General features: G+C 36.4%; 19 protein-coding genes. 16 read left to right on the forward strand and 3 right to left on the reverse strand.

Annotation, left to right across the window (positions count from 1 at the left end):
* The first annotated feature begins 174 nt into the window (after positions 1-174).
* Complete coding sequence (locus RIV7116_RS23120) at positions 175-930, forward strand: DUF928 domain-containing protein (RefSeq protein ID WP_015120745.1); 756 nt, start codon at positions 175-177, stop codon at positions 928-930.
* Between the two features lie 66 nt (positions 931-996).
* Here RIV7116_RS23120 and RIV7116_RS23125 read toward each other — a convergent pair whose 3' ends face one another.
* The 3 genes from RIV7116_RS23125 to RIV7116_RS23135 all read right to left on the reverse strand — a co-directional run bounded on the left by RIV7116_RS23125 (position 997) and on the right by RIV7116_RS23135 (position 4,764).
* Positions 997-1,953: a diiron oxygenase gene (locus RIV7116_RS23125; protein WP_015120746.1), complete on the reverse strand. Its 957-nt coding sequence runs from the start codon at positions 1,951-1,953 to the stop codon at positions 997-999.
* Positions 1,954-2,194: 241 nt separating this feature from the next.
* The gene (locus RIV7116_RS23130) at positions 2,195-2,926 is read right to left on the reverse strand and encodes a glutamine amidotransferase (protein ID WP_015120747.1); all 732 of its coding nucleotides are present in this window, start codon (positions 2,924-2,926) and stop codon (positions 2,195-2,197) included.
* A gap of 467 nt (positions 2,927-3,393) precedes the next feature.
* The gene (locus RIV7116_RS23135; RefSeq protein ID WP_157229313.1) at positions 3,394-4,764 is read right to left on the reverse strand and encodes a CHAT domain-containing protein; all 1,371 of its coding nucleotides are present in this window, start codon (positions 4,762-4,764) and stop codon (positions 3,394-3,396) included.
* 208 nt (positions 4,765-4,972) lie between these two features.
* Between RIV7116_RS23135 and RIV7116_RS23140 the strand changes: the two genes are divergently transcribed.
* The 15 genes from RIV7116_RS23140 to glgX all read left to right on the forward strand — a co-directional run bounded on the left by RIV7116_RS23140 (position 4,973) and on the right by glgX (position 20,814).
* Entirely contained in the window at positions 4,973-5,836 is an 864-nt protein-coding gene (locus RIV7116_RS23140) for a LysR family transcriptional regulator (RefSeq protein ID WP_015120749.1), read from the forward strand.
* 323 nt (positions 5,837-6,159) lie between these two features.
* Positions 6,160-7,371, forward strand: coding sequence for a PAS domain-containing sensor histidine kinase (locus tag RIV7116_RS23145; protein ID WP_015120750.1), 1,212 nt, complete (start codon positions 6,160-6,162; stop codon positions 7,369-7,371).
* 48 nt (positions 7,372-7,419) lie between these two features.
* On the forward strand, positions 7,420-7,956 hold the full coding sequence (locus tag RIV7116_RS23150) for a helix-turn-helix transcriptional regulator (RefSeq protein WP_015120751.1): 537 nt from the start codon (positions 7,420-7,422) through the stop codon (positions 7,954-7,956).
* Between the two features lie 250 nt (positions 7,957-8,206).
* Positions 8,207-8,545 carry a putative quinol monooxygenase gene (locus tag RIV7116_RS23155; RefSeq protein ID WP_015120752.1) on the forward strand — a complete coding sequence of 113 codons (339 nt, stop codon included), beginning with the start codon at positions 8,207-8,209 and terminating at the stop codon, positions 8,543-8,545.
* 59 nt (positions 8,546-8,604) lie between these two features.
* On the forward strand, positions 8,605-10,569 hold the full coding sequence (locus tag RIV7116_RS23160) for an amidohydrolase (protein WP_015120753.1): 1,965 nt from the start codon (positions 8,605-8,607) through the stop codon (positions 10,567-10,569).
* 59 nt (positions 10,570-10,628) lie between these two features.
* On the forward strand, positions 10,629-10,835 hold the full coding sequence (locus RIV7116_RS23165; RefSeq protein WP_015120754.1) for an NHLP leader peptide family RiPP precursor: 207 nt from the start codon (positions 10,629-10,631) through the stop codon (positions 10,833-10,835).
* Between the two features lie 8 nt (positions 10,836-10,843).
* Positions 10,844-11,908 carry a hypothetical protein gene (locus tag RIV7116_RS23170; protein WP_157229314.1) on the forward strand — a complete coding sequence of 355 codons (1,065 nt, stop codon included), beginning with the start codon at positions 10,844-10,846 and terminating at the stop codon, positions 11,906-11,908.
* A 178-nt stretch (positions 11,909-12,086) separates the two neighbouring features.
* Complete coding sequence (locus RIV7116_RS23175; protein ID WP_015120756.1) at positions 12,087-13,463, forward strand: tyrosinase family protein; 1,377 nt, start codon at positions 12,087-12,089, stop codon at positions 13,461-13,463.
* Positions 13,464-13,811: 348 nt separating this feature from the next.
* A complete protein-coding gene (locus RIV7116_RS23180) occupies positions 13,812-14,381 on the forward strand; it encodes a hypothetical protein (protein ID WP_015120757.1) in 570 nt (189 codons plus the stop codon).
* Between the two features lie 27 nt (positions 14,382-14,408).
* Positions 14,409-14,765: a carboxymuconolactone decarboxylase family protein gene (locus RIV7116_RS23185; RefSeq protein ID WP_015120758.1), complete on the forward strand. Its 357-nt coding sequence runs from the start codon at positions 14,409-14,411 to the stop codon at positions 14,763-14,765.
* Between the two features lie 131 nt (positions 14,766-14,896).
* Positions 14,897-15,511: a DJ-1/PfpI family protein gene (locus tag RIV7116_RS23190; RefSeq protein ID WP_015120759.1), complete on the forward strand. Its 615-nt coding sequence runs from the start codon at positions 14,897-14,899 to the stop codon at positions 15,509-15,511.
* 138 nt (positions 15,512-15,649) lie between these two features.
* Positions 15,650-17,476, forward strand: a complete 1,827-nt coding sequence (locus RIV7116_RS23195) for an AGE family epimerase/isomerase (protein ID WP_015120760.1) — start codon at positions 15,650-15,652, stop codon at positions 17,474-17,476.
* A 238-nt stretch (positions 17,477-17,714) separates the two neighbouring features.
* Entirely contained in the window at positions 17,715-18,278 is a 564-nt protein-coding gene (locus tag RIV7116_RS23200) for a redoxin domain-containing protein (RefSeq protein ID WP_044291141.1), read from the forward strand.
* A gap of 6 nt (positions 18,279-18,284) precedes the next feature.
* Positions 18,285-18,626: an STAS domain-containing protein gene (locus tag RIV7116_RS23205; protein ID WP_015120762.1), complete on the forward strand. Its 342-nt coding sequence runs from the start codon at positions 18,285-18,287 to the stop codon at positions 18,624-18,626.
* Between the two features lie 76 nt (positions 18,627-18,702).
* Positions 18,703-20,814, forward strand: coding sequence for a glycogen debranching protein GlgX (gene glgX / locus RIV7116_RS23210; RefSeq protein WP_015120763.1), 2,112 nt, complete (start codon positions 18,703-18,705; stop codon positions 20,812-20,814).
* Positions 20,815-20,884 lie beyond the last annotated feature (70 nt).

Genomic DNA, 20,884 nt, shown 5'->3' on the forward strand with positions numbered 1-20,884 from the left:
ATTTTCTAGGCTTTTCAGCCATTTTTAATGGTTGCCTTATTTACGCCGACTTATGCTAGTTATTTTCAAATATAATTTTCCCATGACACAATTAGGGCTGTATCAATTTGAATCATGTATAAGTACTTTTAGGCGCAATAATTACATAGAGTATTTTTACTACAAATATAAATTATGATGGGATACAGGCAAACATCAATAAGTTTTATATTATCAATATGTCTATCGTGGTTGCTTGTTCCAACATTGGCTTTAAGCAATCAAAGAAATCTTGATGAACCTCCACCAAGGACAAATGGTAGATCGGCAGGTTCAAGAGGTTGCAGTAACGATGAACCGATTGTAGAAAATGCTCCACCAGGAATTATTTTACTTGCTCCCAATCAAGACTTAGTTCGTACAACTTCAAGCAACCCCAGTTTTGCATGGTTTATACGCGACTCAAAACCCCGTCAAGTACAATTTAGGCTGTACGAAGAAAATATTACAACTAAAAAATACAGCTTGATTAAGGAAATTGAAGATAAAAATTTTCAGAGTAAATCCGGAATAATGGTACTACCAATGCCTAAAAATGTTATACTCAAGGAGGGTGGAAAGTATCTGTGGCAAGTTGAATTAATTTGCGATCGCCGTCATCCCTCTGGTAATTTATTTGCAGAAGCAGAGCTTCAAGTAATTTCTGTAAAACCAGAGTTCAAGAATCAATTAAGAGAAGCAGTTAGTCAAAGCAAGCAAGCAAAGCTATATGCTAAAACTGGTTTCGATTATGATGCTTTAATGACGATTTTAATGGTGAATAAATCAGATTTTGTGCAAAAAAAAGCAACAAAGCAGCTAAAAAATTCACTCTTGGATAAAGTCGCAACAAAACCTTCCGAACTTGAAAGTTTACAAAATAGTTCGATTTATTTAATCGCTTGGGAGTAGGAAATAGGTAATAGAAAACAGAAAACAATAATAATTATTTTTCGCCTATTACCTATTACACGTTACTTATATATAGTCGTAGTCCGCAAATACTTGTTCAACGGCTGCAATATTAAAGATTCCTGCATCCCTGAACATTTTCAGAGTCGGAGCCGCTGCATTCTTCACCGATTTTGCGACTTCACTTGGAATATAAGTCTCTTCTAAAATACCTTTAGCATCAGCCTGCTTAAATCCGATTTGTCTTAGCACGCGATATTCAAAATCTTTATCTGGTCCAAGGAAAGCACATACAAGCTTGGGTAATAACTTGCCAACTTCTTCTTTTTCATAGCAGGTGAGACTATCCCATAAAATAGGAAAGATATTGCGGTAGTAGATGTTGTGTCTTACTTCATCATCGGCATGATCCGCAACAACTTGTCTGACTAATGGGTCTACTTTTTCGTCATGGGGTAGACTGTTGAGATATCTGCTAATCAGAGTTTCGGAAATAGCAACAAAAAACAACTTGATTAAATGAGGAGAAAGTTCAGTCTTATTCTCTTCCAAAATTTTCTCTAACACCAACTCCATCCGGGGACGACCGAGCATAGATTGATGCAATCCAAATTTCTTCTGAACTTGCGTTGTAAGTTCTTCTGTAAACAGAGCATGTCCGGCTTCGTCACAGTAAACCCGCAGAGCATCGCTTCGTTGCTGGGCAGTTACCTTAAATGGCGCTCTGCCTGCTGCCAAGGCTGCCGTTATCGGATTAACATAATTGAGTTCTAGTAAGGTAGTGAACTTCAGATATCCCAATAACTTATAAGCCAAAACTTGCAACCAGCGCTCTGAATCCGAAGCAATTGCAGGATGGGAAGCCAATGGCATTAAATCGGGAGAAAAAGGTAAACCAGAAATTTCTCCTTGTCTTATAGGTCTGCTACGAATCCAGCTAATGTTATCCCAATTTTCAAATGGACTTTGAGATGCATGTGGGGTATTTTTTTTCTTTGTTCTTGGATTTGTTTCGAGTTGCATTTATAGAATTCCTTTACTAAGTTGATCTGGGATTCAATGAAAGTTGAACATGGTGCAATCAAATTACACAAACTCTACGATTGATAATGAGAAGAATTTTTTCACTATCAAGCTGAAATTCTGTCTTCGGTTTTCAGTTGAATACAATACAAAGAAAATTGCTAGAATTAGTACAGGTAGGAATACTTATCCCAATACAATCTTTTTGACTCAAGTGAAATCCGCTATATTTGCCCAATTGTTAAATTAAACTTGCTGGTATTTGAGAAGGTTGAATTGATTCTAAGTAATCAAGCCAAATTTTATTAGCTTGTGATGCTAATTTATCAGCATAAAGTGCTGTATCTTTTCTTAATTTCGCTACATTAATATTGGGTGTAGCATTAATTTCGCAAGCATGACCAATAAACCAGCGTTCTAGATTTAATGCTGTTACTTCTGGATGAAATTGTAGTGCTAAACAAGACTTTCCCCAAGAAAATCCTTGATTAGGGTAAAGGTTACTAGAAGCTAAAAGAGTAGAACCTATGGGTAAATCAAAAGTGTCTCCATGCCAGTGCAAAACCGGAGTATCATCTGTTAATAAATGAACCAAAGCTGAATTCTTCCCGGCTTCAGACAGTTTGATTTGTGACCAACCGATTTCCTTTTGCCCTCCAGGGTATACTTTGGCTCCCAATGCACGAGCTATAATTTGAGCGCCCAAACAAATTCCTAATGTTGGTAAATCTGCCTGCAAACGCTTTTCCAACAAGCGTATTTCATCAGTTAAGAAAGGATAATCTTGCTCTTCGTAGACTCCTATTGGTCCTCCCAATACAACCAAAATATCTGGCTTATCCGGTTCTATTTGGGCTATATTATCGAGTCCAGCATCAAAGTATTTGACTACATATCCTTGTTGATTCAGAACCGGTTCAATAGTACCTAAATCCTCAAACGGTATGTGTCTAATTACAGTTGCATTCTTCATATTCTTGATTTCCTTCTTAAGGAAGGAGAAGCATATATGGAATATGATTTTACGCTACGAGTGTGAATTAAAACTGCTATTGTATCAATCTTTGCTAGTAGCAATTAATTCACTTTAAACGCAATTTATGATTTTGCGATGCTTCTCCAGTTTAAAGTAGCTGTCGAATTTCTCTTGTCAACCTATAGAAAAATTTATAAAGCGCGATAACCCAGGGGACTTTATTTATTCTGTACCACTTGACTAGCGCCCGGTATTTCTCTGCTGGTTTGTATCATCGCAATAACTAACTCTTGAGTCATTGACCTTGATGGAAAATTAATTTCCAATTTTGGAAAATTAGTCAACGAGTTATTAATTATGAGCGCTTAGACGCAACTAAGAACTAAATAACAATCTATCAAAATTAATCTTCCCCCTCTTCCCCCTCCCCATTATTACCCGTCAAAATTGATGCACTACCAATCTCATAGCCAATCACCGACTAATATGAAAGGTGCCCAGTAACCTGGATGAGAGTAAGGTGCTGCTGAATTTCGGACAAGCCATTTTTTTTGTGCTGCTTGTAAAGCTTCGGCTTTACTCATTCCCGCTAGCAGATTTTTATAAAAATCAACAATTAAGCTCGCTGTTGCTGCATCGTCAATATTCCATAAAGAGGCAACCGTGCTTTTTACCTTAGATTGCAGAGATAGACTAGCAATTAATATTGCATCCCTTTTGCGCCCTATTGCTGTTTGACACCCAGTCAGCGTTAGCAATTCTAAAAATTGATTGTGATTGATTTGAGTCTTTCTAATAATTTGGTAAAGTTGTCTTAACTTAAGAATTTTGTTATATTTTCTTACTGCTTGTTTCCTTTTGAAATTAATTATACTTGGGTTCTTGTTTACGGTGATTTTTTCTTCTCCGGTAACTAGAAATGGTTGCTGTGAGTCATAGCTAAATCTAGCGTGGCTTGCTAAGTGGAGAATGTTCGGTTGATATTTTTTAAGTTGTTGGCTTAAATTATGAGTAGTAAAACGTTTATTTAAAAATATCTTTTTGTGCGGTATTAATTTTCTAATTCCTTCTATCTCAGCTTTGACTCCACTTAAAGGTGGAAAGAAGGTTTGTTTATCTATAGCACTAGAGCTAGTTAATCCAAAAGCTAGTATTTTGATATTTTCACTATTCAAATTATGGGGATTAGTTAAAGATAAACTGGGTGTATGAGCAATCGCGTATTTTTCAACTAAAAAGTGTTTTCCATCATATAAACTTGCCATTGGAATAGTCCACAAAATTCTATTCTGGATAAATACCAAAGTTTTGATGTGTTGCAACTCCTTAGTAAAAGGAAGAATAAACCAGTTATAAACTTCCTGCGCTTTTTCTTTATAGCTTTCTTGCCTATCTGAAAGTGTTTCTAAACTTCTTCTTAACTCATTAACTGTTTTTGTCGCTACTTTTTCGGGAATTGGCACCCAATGAATTTTTAACTTAATTGAGTCTGCATCATACAACATTAGAGTAATTGCAATTCCATTTTTTAGCATCATCGACCTAAATATAGCCGTATCTCGATTATCTAAAAAAAAATCTTTATTCGTTGCGTATAACTTGCAATCTTCACCTAATTTTTTGCGTAATCCAATTAATCTTAATTTGTCAACAAAATTTGATGTGAAATTTACTTGTTTTATAATTTTCCCCGTATTTTGGTATTGTTGGACATTCTGTATTGTTAGTTTTTGAAAACTATCTCGTAAATTTAAACATAAATCTTGACTAACGAGTTTAATTTCCTGTTTTACAGATATTTTTAACGGAATTGCAACAGCGGAAAAATTGCTCAAACACAACTTAAAAGTTAAACTGATTATAAAAACACAACATAAATAGCGGTTTAATTTCATACCAGGGTAAATTTATCCCTTTATTTTTAAATATTAATCATTAACTATTACCGATTAAATTTTCTTACCTTCTTCCTGATAAAGTAAATAAAAATAAGTGATATTGCAAGACGATTTTTACGATTGAAGTCATAGTTGTTCTCTATCAATGGATTTATCTCAACTTCGGTATTTTCTAGCTATTGTTGAAACACAGGGGTTTACCAAAGCCGCAGAACTCTTGTTTGTTTCGCAGCCATCTTTATCGGCAGGGATTAAAAAATTAGAACAAGAATTGGGGGTAATATTATTTGAAAGAGGTGGAAGAAGAGCAGTTTTAACCCCAGCAGGCAAAATTTTTTTAGAAAAAGCTCGTAATATTATTAATGAATATCAATCAGCACTTAATACGCTTCAAGATTTTCAGCAACATCCAACCCTGAGATTGGGAGTAGTGTGTACTTTACGCATTTCGGTTATTTCTAGCTTGGTTAGTGCTTTTAGATTTTTGCATCCAAATATAACTATTGAACTTAAGGATAGTTATGTAAATAATCTCAACAATTTACTCGAACAAGGAGAAGTTGATTTAATCTTGACCGTATTAGATAGTGATGAGAATTCTGATTCTTCCGTACCATTATTTCAACAGCAACTATTACTCGCTGTTGCTTCAATTCATCCCTTCGCACAAAGAAAAGAGATTAATATATCGGAGTTAGATGGGCAGCCATATATAGAGAGAGTTAACTGCGAGTTTTGGCGTAAAAACCCCTTAGTTTATAAGTCTGCTGGCATCAAAACTCAAACAGTTTATTTAGCAAATCAAGAAGAATGGGTAATTTATTTAATCCAACAAGGCTTGGGTATTAGCTTTATGCCTGTTTGGAGTAATTTATCTGGGATTACATATGTCGGCATCTCCGACGTTAACACCTGTCGTACCGTTGGGCTGAAATGGAAAAGCGAAAAAACTTCTGAGCTTGTTGATTTATTTCGTACTTTTGCTGCAACCCAAAGTTATACATTGTAAGCAATTTTCTTATTGTCAATAATTGACAATTGATTGACAATAAGAAAACAGTTTCATTTGCTCGTAGAAAAGGCGATCGCACCATTTTGCAGTCACTAAGCAAAAATATTCGCCCCCGATCAAACTTATCTCTTAAGTTTTACTTTATCTTTACCCTCCATTTTTTTTTAATGACACAAAATATTAGTGCATAGAAAAAAGAATCTCAATCATTTGTAACATTAACTAATATTAAGCTCAAGAAAATTTGAACGAGAAGAAATAAAAGCGTTAGTTAAAAAGCGGGGCAGTGCATTTGAATGATATTTTAGCTAGGAAAATTGATGAAAAGTAACATAATTGAGCAAGAACAGCAGTTAACGCAAACTTTTGTTAAAGCATCTGCAAATATCTTAAAAGTCAATCAATGTCAAGAGTTGAGTAGTTATCTGTATCAAACTGCTTGCAAAGTTAGTAGTTTAGTTAATTGTTCGCAGTTAATAATTATTATTAGTCAAGAAAATACCGAACAAATTATTGCTAGCAATTTAGCTACACATAACGCTAGTAGATATAAAAATATAATTAGTAAAACAATTAAATACGCTAGGCAGAAGCGAGAATACAAGAAAACCTTCGATAATTATATATATATACCATTAAAAACTGTAACTGGCGAAATAGTTGGGGGAATTTGCGCTTTAGGTAAACAGCTATTATCTTATAAAAAAGAGGAAATATTAACTTTAGAAATGTTTGCAGAATTAACTGCAACAAAAATAGATAATTATCGTTTGAGTCAACAGCATCAAACAATGAATAGTATGATTCAAACTAAAATAGTTAACCATACAAAAGAATTAAATGTTATAAAAGCCAAGTTAGATAGAAACAATCATCTTGCTAAAGTAGGCGAATTTACTGCATCAGTTATTCATGAAATTCGTAATTCATTGACAATAGTAAAAATGGGGTTAGAATATTTTAGTAAAGTAGAGAATTTACCACAAAATGCAAAAGAACGCTTGTTGTTATCAACAAGCGAACAAAAAAGATTAGAGCGTTTACTGCAAGAAATATTATTCTATTCAAAACCGAATAATTTACAATTATCCGAGCTAAATGTTAATAGCTTGATTGAAAAATCTTTAGCTATCATCGAACAAATGCCACAAGCTAAAGGAAGAATTATAGAATTTATTCCTTTTCCACAACCTATAAATATTTTAGGAGATACAGATAAACTCAAACAGATATTCATCAATCTTCTTCGCAACGCTTGTGAAGCAGTTGGAAATGGTGAATTAATCAAATGGCGAGTTTGTTATCCCAATATGAATTACGTGCGTATTAGCATTAATAACGGTGGCACTCCTATTTCTTCTTTTAGTTTATCAAAAATAACTCAACCTTTTTATTCAACTAAACCTGATGGAACAGGATTAGGTTTGGCAATCGTAGAAAGAATTGTTCAAGCTCATGGAGGTAAGTTATTAATTCAATCAAACTTGACAACAGGAACTACGGTATACGTTGAGCTACCAGTAGCGAGATAACTAGATAAAGGGTTTTTATTAAAAGTATTTATAGAAGGGGGAACATCTATGAAAGATGCAACGATTACAAAAAAGCAGTTAATTCAAGAATTAGAAATTGTTCGTCAACTAGAATCGCAAATACTCGAACAGCTTTCGGAATTAGAAACTCAAGATACCTATAGAAAACCAGATTTTTTAATAGATGAGCCTGCGGAGATAATTTACAACGTTAAACCCCATGTCCAACATCACGAAGGTGAAAAGTTTCAATTTCCCGAACATCCCCAATTAAGAGCAATATTTGCTTTCATTGAAGTTAATTATTATCAGCCTATTACCCTCAACGATGTAGCTAAAGCTTTTAGTTACACGCCCTCATATTTAACTAGTTTAGTACGTCGTCTAACTGGTAAAACTTTATACCAATGGATTGTTCAGCGTCGCATGTTCCAAGCTCGTTGCTTATTATTATCAACCGAATTACCTGTATGTAAAATTGCGGAAGCTGTAGGTTATCCCGACACAGGACATTTTGTGAAGCATTTTCGTCAAATCCATAAAAAGCCGCCTAAATCTTGGAAACACTTTCCCTCAGATAGCTAATTAATCAACCCGATTTCTTGCTTGCTTTTAGGGATATAAACTGGGTTTATCCAGAATTTTTTGCGAATGATGTCAGATTTCAGATTAACAAAACTTTGTAGTTTGATAGAAGTTGAAATCCATAAAATTACCAACTAAATCTATAAAATTACCATTGCGATCGCAATTGTAGAAAAGGTAGATTAAATCATCGATTATTAACTTCTGCCTTTTTTATCGAAAAGTCCTAAAATCAATCAAATATTCGAGAATGAAGCAACAAACAAATACTGTAGAAGTACCAATAGTTTTATCAGGAAGATACAAAATTAAGCCCGATAAAAGAGAGAGATTTTTAGAGTTAGCGCACTTAGGTGTAGAATCCAGCAGAGCGGAAGTTGGAAATATTAGCTATAGTTTCTACGAAGAAGCAGGGACTCCTAATTCGTTCATATATTTTGAAGAATGGAAAAGTAGAGAAGCTTTAGTAGAACATCTAAAACAACCCTATGTAACTCCTTTGTTAAAAGAATTTTCTCAATTAGTTGATGGTGAAGCTGATGTCAGAGTTTATGATATCCATAGCTTAACTTATGGGTTGCCAATGTAAAGAAATATCCTTTGTCATTTATTATTTACGAAGGAACAATTATCATCTCGGAATTAAAGATGATGAATAGTAGACATTCTAGAAGAGATTTTCTTAAATTAGCTGCTGCTTCGGGAATCTCATCATATTTTTTAAGTTCTTGCCGTCAGCCTGAAAGTGCTGCTGTTGACGAGAATACGAAAGCAGATTTAATTTTAACTAACGGTAATATTGCTACCCAAGATAACCCCCGCTCCTTGGCTAAAGCTGTTGCTATAAGTAACGGACGCTTTCTTGCTGTGGGAACGGAAAAGGAAGTTATGGCATACAGGAGTGATAATACCAAAATTATTGATGCACGAGGGCGCACGGTAATTCCCGGTATAAATGATACTCATACCCATCTGATTCGCGGCGGACTTAACTATAATATGGAACTGCGGTGGGATGGTGTTCCGTCGCTGGCTGATGCATTGCGGATGTTGAAGGAACAGGCTTTGCGAACCCCCGCGCCGCAATGGGTAAGAGTGATTGGTGGGTGGTCGGAATTCCAGTTTGCAGAGCGTCGAATGCCGACTTTAGATGAGATTAATGCTGTTTCTGGCGACGTTCCGGTTTTTATTCTCAACCTGTATAACAGAGCATATTTGAACCGTGCTGCTTTACGTGCCCTTGGTTATAACAAGAACTCAAAGGCTCCAGAAGGTTCGACATTTCAACGGGATAGTAACGGTAATTTGACAGGGTTGTTAATTGCTCAACCGAATGCTGCCATACTCTACGCTAGTATTGCCAGAGGTCCCCAACTTAGTCCCGATGACCAAGTTAATTCGACTCGTCAATATATGCGCGAGATGAATCGGTTGGGTATTACTAGCGTGATTGATGCTGGTGGCGGCGGACAAAATTATCCCGATGATTATCAAATTATTGAAAAATTGCATGAGAGTGGAGAACTGACTGTTCGCATTGCTTATAATCTATTTACTCAAAACCCCGGTAAGGAATTAGAAGATTTTCAGCGATGGACTAAAATAACTACTCCCGGAAAAGGAGATGATTTTTACCGGGTTAACGGTGCGGGAGAAATGCTCGTTTATTCGGCTGCCGACTTTGAAGATTTTACCGAACCCAGACCGAATCTTCCACAAAGTATGGAAGAGAATTTAAAAGAGGTGGTGAGTTTATTAGCTCAGAATAAATGGCCATTTCGACTTCATGCGACTTACGATGAATCTATTACTCGGTTTTTGAATGTTATCGAAACAGTAAACCAGGATATTCCACTCAAGGGAATGAATTGGATTTTAGACCATGCCGAAACTATCTCTGACAAAAATATTGAGAGAGTCAAAGCCTTGGGTGGTGGAATCGCGATTCAGCATCGTATGGCTTATCAAGGTGAATATTTTCTCAATCGTTATGGTGAAAAACTAGCTCAACGAACTCCCCCCATCAAGAAAATATTGAACATGCAAGTACCTGTAAGTGCGGGTACCGATGGTACGAGAGTTGCTAGCTACAATCCTTGGGTTGGGATTTACTGGTTAGTCAGCGGTAAAACAGTCGGTGGTACATCTCTATATTCTGAAGCAAATCGCTTCGATAGAATGGAAGCCTTGAGAATGTATACCGCTAATTCCGGTTGGTTTACTACTCAAGAAGGAGTTAAAGGTGCAATAGTACCAGGACAATTAGCCGATTTAGTAGTGCTTTCAGAAGATTATTTTTCCATTCCAGAAGATAGTATTAAACGCTTAGAATCGGTTTTAACAATAGTCGGTGGTAAACCCGTCTATGCGAAAGCAGAATTCAAAGATTTGAATCCACCACCGTTACCAGTTAGTCCTAACTGGTCTCCAGTTATTCATTATGGAGGATATAAGAATAGTAAACCCATGTCTACAGTCTCGCATATGCCCGCCCATATAGGCTGTTGCTCTCCGTTGCAAAGTGGAAGCGCGAATAGTTCACCTGTATCTCTGAATAATGTTGGTAGTCTTTCCAACTTGTGGGGAAATATAGGTTGTGCTTGTTTTGTTTAGATTGGCTTTTGTGTCAGATTTCTTAATCGCTTAGTTTTAGAGAATCTTAATTTTAGAGAATGATATTAAATAACAAAAATCGCAGAAAATTTGAAGAATTATTAATTACTAAGGCTTTTCAAAATACTTCTTTCAAAAGAGAATTGATTGAAAACCCGAAAATGGCTATTGCTCAAAATTTTGGCGTTCAACTACCAGTAGACATAGAAATTAGAGTTTTGCAAGAAGACAAGAAAGTACTCTATGTTGTGTTGCCATATGTATAATTACAAGAGTGAAGACAACGATTTTAATGTATGACTATTTGGTTGACTATTTAAATGCTATTACACCTTACCTTTCTGCCGAACTAGTTAGTTTAAACACCATTGCTAGAATTAAAAAAATTTCTAAAACTTTAAAGCCAACATGGGGAGCTTTTTTAGAATGTCCTTTGAGTGAAGATAATAGTACAGTTCATTTTTCTATTCATGCATTAGACAATGCCATTAAATTACCGTCAAAAATGCGCTCCGAATGTATATGGCAGCGCATTCAGCAGCTATGTATGGATTGTAATTGTTCTCAGTCGCGTTTAAGCCAGGAAATTAGCAGCATTTTTTTAGATTTTGAATTGAGTCAAAAAAATGCGGAAATTCCTATTCCTTCAATTTTTTTTAATTTGAAAGAAGGAGATTTGCAGTGTTTAAATGGAGATATTAAAACCTTTTGTACTTGGTTGATTAAAAAAGTTGTAGAACCGTTGAATAATCGTACTATTTCTGCTTATCTGCAACGAAATTTAGAATTATCTTTAACCGCATTACCTGCCGGAGCGCAAATCCTGGAGTTAGGAATAATGCAGCCTTCTCCACTAGATTCTATCCAATTAAGTATTAGCAGTATGTCTCCTTTAGCGATTTCCGAATATTTAACTCGGATTGGCTGGAGGGGTTCAATTGTCGAAATTGAAAAATTAGCTTTGTTTCTCAATGAAATTGTAGATACGATTGTTTTAAAAATAGAACTAGGAATTACAGTTGCACCTCAAGTCAGCTTACAGTGTTTTATATATCAAAATTTATATAAAGATGGTTATTGGCAACCTTTATTCGATTTTCTCATTGAAAATAAATTATGTACTCCAAAAAAGTATGCAGCACTTTTAAACTGGACGGGATTATCTTACGAAAAATATTCTCCCATACCTTGGCCTACTAATTTAAAAATGATTTCTGATTTTTTAGGAAATAGGGCATCAAGTATTTTAGTTAGGGAAGTAAGTCATATAGAAATAACCTATACAGAAAAGAAATTAGATGCAAAAGCTCATTTATGGTTTAGTCCAGATTGGGATTAAGAATGGGTAATGGTGAATAGGTAATAGGTAATGGGGAATAGACAAATTTAAATCGCGATCGCGAGTTTTGTTTAATATATTTTAAGTGATAATTACCAACTACCAACTACCAATTACCAATTACCCATTCCCCATTCCCCATTCCCTTCAATATATAAAATTAACCCCACTCAGTACCGTGCAAAATCTAAAAAAAATCAAAAAATTATCGCTTTTAGCCTTTGTCCTTATACTTGCAATTACAGCTACAGTAGTTGTGTTCAGTTCGCAATGGAGCAATTCCTCTAATAATACTAAGACTGTATCGCAACCCGGAAGCATTCAGGATGCTGGTCCTTATGAAATGACCCCTATGCCAAAGGCTTCTCTTCCTGCTCCAGTCTATCCCCAGGCAAAATCAGATGCGAAGCTTCCAGTACGTAAGAGTATTGTGGACTTAACATCTCAGGAGAAAGCTGCATTTGTCAACGCTCTAAAAAAAGTTAAAAATACCATTCCCGAAGGTAGTAAACTCAGTGTTTTTGACAAACTAGTTCTACAACACGTTATGGTTGCTGGATTCGAGAAACCTTTTAAATCTTCAGGGCCAGCGGCAGGTTACAATCCCGCTCATCCCGGTCATCCTGCATTTTTACCTTGGCATCGGCAGCTACTTGATGACCTTGAAAATGCTTTGCAGAAAATAGATCCCAGCGTTACTATTCCGTACTGGGATTGGACAGACCCCAAAGCCTTAGATGCCATGCTTAGTAATGATTTTATGGGGGGAAATGGTGAAGGGGTTACAGTGGATATTCCGGGAGTAGGTACTTTTAAAGGAGGACCTGTTAAATCCGGGCCATTTGCTGACGATTGGACGGTGAATGAAGATATCCACATAGAGCCGATTAATTTTACATCATTAGGGTCAAAAATTATCCGATTTCTAAGAATCCCTCCCTTTAACGAATATCCCATGCCCAAAGAAGTCATCGACCGCATGATGAATCTCGATGACTACGAAATTTTCTCTTTGGTGTTAGAAGGAGGTGGTACTGGATTAGATAAGAACAGCAAAATAATTGAAGATTGGGCAGTTCATGTAGTTTCTCATGCAATGATTGGAGGAGTGGTTTTGAAAGATTACAATAAAACAGCCCTTCCCACTAACCAAGCTCGGAACCTAGGAACAATGATGAGTATCCTTAGTTCTCCCTATGACCCGACATTTTGGTTAACTCATTCCAACGTAGACCGTTTATGGGCAGAATGGCAAGACAATGGACATACAGGTGAAAAATTCTATCCTAAAAACAGGATGGATTATGGCTATAACATTAAAGACCCAATTTGGCCTTGGGATGGCGGTAAATCCACACCGGGAAATCTCAACGATACGGATTTAGTCGCGATGCTGCCTAAAACTAATAGAATTATTACCGCCGCAGACCTGCTTGATTTTCGTAAGTTAGGTTATACCTATGATACGACTCGTCTTCGTAGCGAGAAAGCAATGCTCAAGCCAAAAACTAAATCTAATCATTCCATTCTTCACTGGTTGAGGAAGCAAGCCTAATAGGCGTAATCTTCATTTCACAAATACGCTTAAAACCTCACCCCCTTCCCCTCTCCTTGTCAAGGAGAGGGGTGTTCGTAGGACGGGGTGAGGTTCATCTGTATTCAATTGAAGTGAAAACCGCTATATTTCCATCATCAACTCAAAAATATCGCAACAATTTTCCACCATATCTATATTTTTTCCATTGATACAAATCTGATATCGGGTTTAAAATCAAGAAAATTGAAAACTTGAAAACCACAAAACTATAGTTTTCTGTTAGCAATATTAGAACTTTTCGTCAACATAAATATAGTCATTTTGACTATTTGTATAGCTCCATGAATATACAGGAGGTTATTTACCATGCCCAAAAGAATTAACTATTATAAAGAATTAGCCGCTGACTATTCCAGACCTGGATTAATTTCTGAAGATTTAAAGAAAAAACTAATCCAGCAAGGTGAAGAAATAACTACAAAAAAAGAAAAGACATTACCAGAGATTAATTCATCATATACGCTTCAACAAATAGAACAAGAAAATAAAGAATGGTGGCCTACTCATTGCGAAGCGTTGAGGCAGGGAAGAGGGGATATTTTAACCGATGAATATCGCGATGATTTGGTTTATTTCTGTCAAGATGGCCCTTATCAAGGATTAGAACAGCAAAAAGATAGAGAACAGCATTGGTGGGCTTTAATTGCACAGCCAGGAGTCACAATGGTATGGCCAATTGTGATGTTTTTCGGCGAACATACCTTCTTTGAATGGAAGTGTATAGATGATGAAACCAACGAAACAATAGCAAAAGGAAATGTAACTTGGGTTCGTCGCGGACACAGAGGAGGCTGTTATTTGAAGACAGAACAGTTGACATTCTACCGTGATGTTTTTGCACCCAATGAACTATTGAAATTAATCAAAACTGCTTAGTTATTCTAGGAACAATTTATAGGAACAATGGAAACAAAGAATTACAAAAATGCCGTTTTAGATGATAAAGAATTACAAGCGGGATTGAGCGGTATTAATCCAAAATTTGGTGACTTTTGTACCCGTGTTGCCGGAGAAGCTTGGGGTTTACCTTTAATAGACCAAAAAACTAAGGCTTTAATTACTATAGCCGTCGATGTTGTTAACCAAGACCAAACAGGAGCAGGTAATCCCTTTGGTGCCCATGTAAATATGGCAATGCAGCAGGGAGCTACCCGTGAAGAAATAGAGGAATTACTGTTATTTATGTGCGTTTATGCCGGTTTTAACAAAGCAGCCGGTTGTTTCGGAATGTTGAATGAAATTCTCGATCCCGCCCAATAATATTACCCCTCTCCGATGTTTTGGAGAGGGGCAGGGGTGAGGTTTTTCCTTAACAAGCAAAGGTGTAAGATTAATCCCCCTTAACAAGGAAAAGAAAAGTTTTAAGATTAACTATCAACAAGGAAATAAACATGGCTACAAATAAAGGAAAAATTGGCGTTTTAATTGAAGAACATTTCGACGAAACCGAATATATTCGCTTCAATCAATTCTTTCCCGAGAATGGATATGAAGTAGACTATATGTCTCATCTTTGGAATCAAGAAAGTCTTAAGTTTAATGGAAATGACCATCAAGCAGAAGCTACAGTCAGCGTAGAAGTTAATGATGTTAATTTAGCGGATTATAAAGGTATCATTTTAATTGGTGGTTATGCAATGGATAGATTGCGTTACGAACCATCAGTAAAAGCAGGACAACCCAATCAAGCACCAGCGGTAAACTTTTTACGTAAAGCTGTCAAAGCAATGGATGCTGGCAATTTAAAAATTGGTACTATTTGTCATAGTATGTGGCTATTTTGTGCTGACAAAGAACTGCTCAAAGGTCGTAAAGTTACCTGCGCTCACAACATTCTTTGTGATGTTGAAAATGCTGGAGGAACCATTGTTTATGAAGGTGAAGAAACCGCAGCAACTCATATTGATGGTAACTTAATTTCTGGTAGACATCCCGGTGTTGTCGAAGAATTTATGCAATTGTTTTTGCAGGAATTAGACAAGAAACAAAAAGTCGCTGTTGGGTAATAGAAAATTGGGCATGGGGCATAGGGCATGGGGCATTGGGAATAATTAGAAGTCAGATTTGTTTGAAGGTTAAATTCAATTTATACCTTTAACCTTTAACCTTTGACCTTTTTCAGTAGTTATAAACTAATAATTAATATGGGTACTACCTTAGATTTTACATTTTCCGATTTAATTGCTGGATATGTAACTTATTTTGATGAAAAAAACGATAGTTTTGGTTTAAAAACATCGGATGGTAGAGAGTTTGATTGCAATCTCAGTCCGATGAGTTATGCTAAATTGCTGCAAAATTTGGATGAAGGCTATCCAGATGCTACTGGTTCGATGCGAGCCATGTTATCGGAAGAAAATCGCTATTTGTTCGCTTATGGAGTCTTTTATCCCGATAAGTCTTCTTTTGATGCCAAATCTTTAGTCTTTGTTGGTCGTAAGTCGAATAATTACGCTTTTGAAAAACAAAATTGGTGGGTGGATCAAGCTCGCTCTCTAGCTAGTTTTTATTTAAAGGCTCAGTTTGGTGATGAAGAAATTGATTACCGCAATTATCGTACCTCAGTAAGTTTATCGGGGGCAAAATCAACTGTTAATTTTCGTCAAGAAACCGATACTATCTCCCGTTTGGTATATGGTTTTGCGACTTCCTATATGCTTACCGGGGAAGAAAGGTTTCTCGAAGCTGCTGAAAAAGGAACCGAATATCTCCGCGAACATATGCGGTTTCTAGATTTAGACGAAGGCATAGTTTATTGGTATCACGGAATTGATGTAGAGGGAGAACGAGAGCATAAAATCTTTGCTTCCGAATTTGGTGATGATTATGATGCTATTCCTGCTTACGAACAAATTTATGCTTTAGCCGGTCAGATTCAAACCTATCGAGTAACCGGGGACCCCCGAATTATCAAGGATGCCGAACTTACCATCAAATTGTTTAACGATTTCTTCCTTGATAAAGGGGAACATGGTGGTTATTTCTCTCATATAGATCCAGTAACTCTCGATCCTTTAAGCGATTCATTGGGAAGGAATAAGGGTACTAAGAATTGGAACTCTGTCGGCGACCATGCTCCAGCTTATTTAATTAATCTATGGTTAGCGACTGGGAAACAGGAATATGCCGATATGTTGGAGGATACCTTCGACACCATCGTCAACCATTTTCCCGATTATGAAAATAGTCCTTTTGTGCAGGAACGCTTTTTTACAGATTGGTCTCACGATACCACCTGGGGATGGCAGCAAAATCGCGCTGTAGTCGGGCATAACCTGAAAATAGCCTGGAATTTGATGCGGATGTCTTCGCTGAAGTCAAAGGAAGAATACGTCGATTTAGCAACAAAAATTGGCGAAATCATGCCTAGGTTTGGCAGCGATTTACAGCGAGGTGGTTGGTATGACGTTATGGAACGTGTTTTAGATGAAGATGAAAGCGTTTATCGATTTGTATGGCACGATCGCAAAGCTTGGTGGCAGCAGGAACAATGTATTCTGGCATATTTGATATTAAACGGTGTTCTTGGCAAAGATGACTATCAGCGTTTAGCCAGGGAAGCAGCATCTTTTTATAATGCTTGGTTCTTAGATACTGAAGATGGCGGTGTTTATTATAATGTTCTTGCTAATGGTATTCCCTTCCTTGCTAGTGGGAATGAGCGTGGTAAAGGAAGTCATGCCATGAGTGGTTATCATTCCATTGAATTGTGTTACTTAGCAGCGGTTTATACCAATTTATTAATAACCAAACAGCCGATGGATTTCTACTTTAAACCGATGCCGTCAGGATTTCCCGATAATATCATGCGCGTTGCTCCTGACATATTGCCACCCGGTAGTATCAAAATTGATACTGTAGAAATAGATGGAAATAGCTACAGTAATTTTGATGCAGAAAAGCTAACTGTAACATTACCTAAAACAACTAAAAGAGTAAAAGTTAGAGTCCGAATTGTGCCTACTTCATAAGAATCTACTCCTTAAAAATAGGTATCCTTCTGCTTTCTAAATTCATAGTTTACTTTAATTAACATCTTGTCTTGCATCATTTCATCTCTTCTGGAGGCAGAGCCTCTAATACCTATTTCCCAGGTTGAACCTGGGAACCAGAACAAATCCCTCCTCTAAATCTCTTTTCTCTGCGCTCTCGATTCTGCGGTTTTTATCTCTCGGAACTTTATTAATAACAGAAAAATTAAAAATTACCATGACTAACAAACTTATGCCGGGAGAAAAAGTTCCCGAATTAAAAGTAAACATCTTAAATGGGGAAGATTGGAAACTTTCTGAAGATGCTTTTACAAATATGAAGTTGATAGTATTTTATCGTGGCTTACATTGCCCGCTATGTAAAGCTTATGTCGGTGAATTAGATAAAAAAATTAACGAATTTGCTCAACTAGATATAGATATTGTTGCAATTAGTGGTGACAGCGAAGAAAAAGCCAAACTGACAAAAGCGAAATGGAATTTACAGGAAATTAAAATCGGTTACAACCACTCAGTCGAGTCTATGGCTAAATGGGGATTATATATATCTGAAGGAGCTTTTCCCAGCGAACCAAGTTTATTTAACGAACCCGGTATCTTCTTAATTAAATCTGACAAAACTTTATTCTTCGCTGGAGTTAACAACGCCCCTTTTGCTCGCCCTCCTTTAGATGATTTAATCTCGGGAATCAAATACATTACTACTAATGATTATCCCGTTAGGGGAACAGTAGAAATGTCAAAATATAATATGGTTGAAGAATTAATAACTAATACTTAAAGGCAAATGACTATCAATACGAAAACGGTTGCAGGTGTAAATATTATAGAAATAGCAGACAATAACGTAGATTCTAGAACTGTACCCGATATTCAACAGGAAATATTTCCACTAATTGAATCTAGCAATCAACTAATAATTGATTTATCACAAGTTTCTTATATGTCTAGCGCTGGTTTGCGTATGCTGCTATCTTCCTATCGAAAAGTAACCGCTAAAGATGGAAAAATAGTTGTAGTAGGTCTTTCCGAACAAATTAAAGATACCATGTCTATAACCGGATTTCTTGATTTTTTTGAATGTTCCGAAAATGCCACAACCGGTTTAGCTTTGTTTCTAGAAAATTAATTTTGAGTTAAGAATTAGGAATAATAAATACAATAATTACAGTTCACTAATAACTGTTCACTGATAACTATTCCCTATGTTTATAGAAAGAATTGATATTCATCCTACTCATACTAAAGATAAATTTAAATTACGTTGCGGAAAACCGTTTCCCTTTGGTGCTACCTTAATATCGGGAGGTGTTAATTTTTCAATATTTTCTCGTCATGCTACTTCTTGTACGTTAGTATTATTTGATAAACATGCTTCCGAACCAATGGCAGAAATTCCTTTCCCAAAAGAATTTCGTATTGGTAATGTTTATTGTATGGTTGTATTCGATTTAGACTATGAAAATATTGAATATGGCTACCGCATGGATGGACCGAATAATTTTAGTGAAGGTCATTGGTTTGATAGTAGTAAAATACTTTTAGACCCCTATGCAAAAATTATCGGTGGGCGCGATGTTTGGGGCGTACAACCTAACTGGGATGATATATATCAACACCGAGCTAAAATCGCCTTTGAAGATTTTGATTGGCAAGACGATTGTCTTTTAGAAATCCCTTCTGAAGAACTAATTATCTACGAAATGCACGTTCGTAGTTTTACAAAACATCCTTCCTCTAATGTTAAACATCCCGGAACCTTTGCAGGAATCCGCGAAAAAATTCCTTATTTAAAAGAATTAGGAATTAATGCTGTAGAATTAATGCCAATTTTCGAGTTTGATGAGTTTGAAAATTCCCGTCAAAGTCCGCAAACTGGAGAAACATTATTAAATTATTGGGGTTACAGTACTTTAGGCTTTTTTGCTCCCAAAGCAGGTTATGCTGCTACGGGTAAGTTAGGGATGCAAGCCGACGAATTAAAAGCTTTAATTAAAGCATTGCATCAAAACGGTATCGAAGTCATTTTAGATGTCGTTTTCAACCATACCGCCGAAGGAAACGAACAAGGGCATTATATTTCCTTCCGAGGAATTGATAATCAGACCTATTATATGCTTACGCCGGAGGGTTATTATTACAACTTTAGTGGCTGCGGAAATACACTTAACTGTAATAATCCCATCGTTCGCGGTATGGTTTTAGATTGCTTGCGTTATTGGGTAAGCGAATATCATATAGATGGTTTTCGATTTGACTTAGCTTCTATATTAGGAAGAGACCCTTGGGGGGCACCTTTATCCAATCCACCTTTATTAGAAACTTTAGCTTTCGACCCAGTTTTAGCTAAATGTAAACTGATTGCTGAAGCTTGGGATGCCGGTGGACTTTATCAAGTTGGTTCATTTCCCGATTATGGACGCTGGGCTGAATGGAATGGAAAATATCGCGATCGCATCCGTAAATTTATTAAGGGTGATGCCAATGTTCAAGATATGGCATTGAGATTGCAGGGTTCCCCAGACCTTTATGCACATACTTGTCGGACTCCCTCGGCATCAATTAATTTTATTACCGCTCACGATGGTTTTACTTTAGCCGATTTGGTTGCTTACAATGACAAGCATAATGAAGCTAATGGCGAAAATAATAATGATGGGGAGAACAGTAATAACAGTTGGAATTGTGGAATCGAAGGATGGACTGAAAATCAATCGGTAAATAGTTTACGACAGCGACAAATACGAAATGCACTGGCGATTTTAATGATGAGCCAGGGTGTACCCATGTTATTAATGGGTGATGAAATTGGACGTTCTAAACAAGGTAATAATAATACTTATTGTCACGATAACGAACTTAATTGGCTCGATTGGACGCTGTTGTCAAAAAATTCAGATTTATTCAAATTTGTTAAAAACTGTATTGCTTTTCGTAAAGCCCATCCGATTTTAAGACAGAAAAATTTCTTAGATCGAGATAGTAATAATGGTTATCCAGATATAACCTGGCACGGTATTCGAGCTTGGAATCCAGATTTTAGCGATTCTAGTCGGACAACTGCATTTATGCTACGCGGTAGAAAAGCCAATCAACATCAAAAAGATGATTATATTTATGTAGCAATGAACATGCATTGGGAAACTCATGGCTTTGAAATTCCCAAGTTAAATACTTCCATTAAATGGCATATCTTTGTAAATACAGGAGTTACTTCCCCCGAAGATAGTTGGGAACCCGGGTGCGAACCTTTATTAGACAATCAGCAAGAAATTTTAGTCGGTTCTCGTTCGGTAATTATTCTAGTTGGAAGATAAATGATTGATTAACAACTGATAACTAGCAACTAACAACTAATAACTAACCACTAACAACTAATAGGAGAAA

Source organism: Rivularia sp. PCC 7116, from assembly GCF_000316665.1.
Classification (GTDB): Bacteria; Cyanobacteriota; Cyanobacteriia; order Cyanobacteriales; family Nostocaceae; genus Rivularia.

Bases quoted from the DNA above. Each gene is read 5' to 3' on its own strand.
- RIV7116_RS23155 (WP_015120752.1), top strand. From the start codon at position 8,207: ATGAAGCAACAAACAAATACTGTAGAAGTACCAATAGTTTTATCAGGA.
- RIV7116_RS23130 (WP_015120747.1), bottom strand. From the start codon at position 2,926: ATGAAGAATGCAACTGTAATTAGACACATACCGTTTGAGGATTTAGGT.
- RIV7116_RS23145 (WP_015120750.1), top strand. From the start codon at position 6,160: ATGAAAAGTAACATAATTGAGCAAGAACAGCAGTTAACGCAAACTTTT.
- RIV7116_RS23160 (WP_015120753.1), top strand. From the start codon at position 8,605: ATGATGAATAGTAGACATTCTAGAAGAGATTTTCTTAAATTAGCTGCT.
- RIV7116_RS23120 (WP_015120745.1), top strand. From the start codon at position 175: ATGATGGGATACAGGCAAACATCAATAAGTTTTATATTATCAATATGT.
- RIV7116_RS23195 (WP_015120760.1), top strand. From the start codon at position 15,650: ATGGGTACTACCTTAGATTTTACATTTTCCGATTTAATTGCTGGATAT.
- RIV7116_RS23150 (WP_015120751.1), top strand. From the start codon at position 7,420: ATGAAAGATGCAACGATTACAAAAAAGCAGTTAATTCAAGAATTAGAA.
- RIV7116_RS23165 (WP_015120754.1), top strand. From the start codon at position 10,629: ATGATATTAAATAACAAAAATCGCAGAAAATTTGAAGAATTATTAATT.
- RIV7116_RS23140 (WP_015120749.1), top strand. From the start codon at position 4,973: ATGGATTTATCTCAACTTCGGTATTTTCTAGCTATTGTTGAAACACAG.
- RIV7116_RS23190 (WP_015120759.1), top strand. From the start codon at position 14,897: ATGGCTACAAATAAAGGAAAAATTGGCGTTTTAATTGAAGAACATTTC.
- RIV7116_RS23185 (WP_015120758.1), top strand. From the start codon at position 14,409: ATGGAAACAAAGAATTACAAAAATGCCGTTTTAGATGATAAAGAATTA.
- RIV7116_RS23205 (WP_015120762.1), top strand. From the start codon at position 18,285: ATGACTATCAATACGAAAACGGTTGCAGGTGTAAATATTATAGAAATA.
- RIV7116_RS23125 (WP_015120746.1), bottom strand. From the start codon at position 1,953: ATGCAACTCGAAACAAATCCAAGAACAAAGAAAAAAAATACCCCACAT.
- RIV7116_RS23200 (WP_044291141.1), top strand. From the start codon at position 17,715: ATGACTAACAAACTTATGCCGGGAGAAAAAGTTCCCGAATTAAAAGTA.
- glgX (WP_015120763.1), top strand. From the start codon at position 18,703: ATGTTTATAGAAAGAATTGATATTCATCCTACTCATACTAAAGATAAA.
- RIV7116_RS23180 (WP_015120757.1), top strand. From the start codon at position 13,812: ATGCCCAAAAGAATTAACTATTATAAAGAATTAGCCGCTGACTATTCC.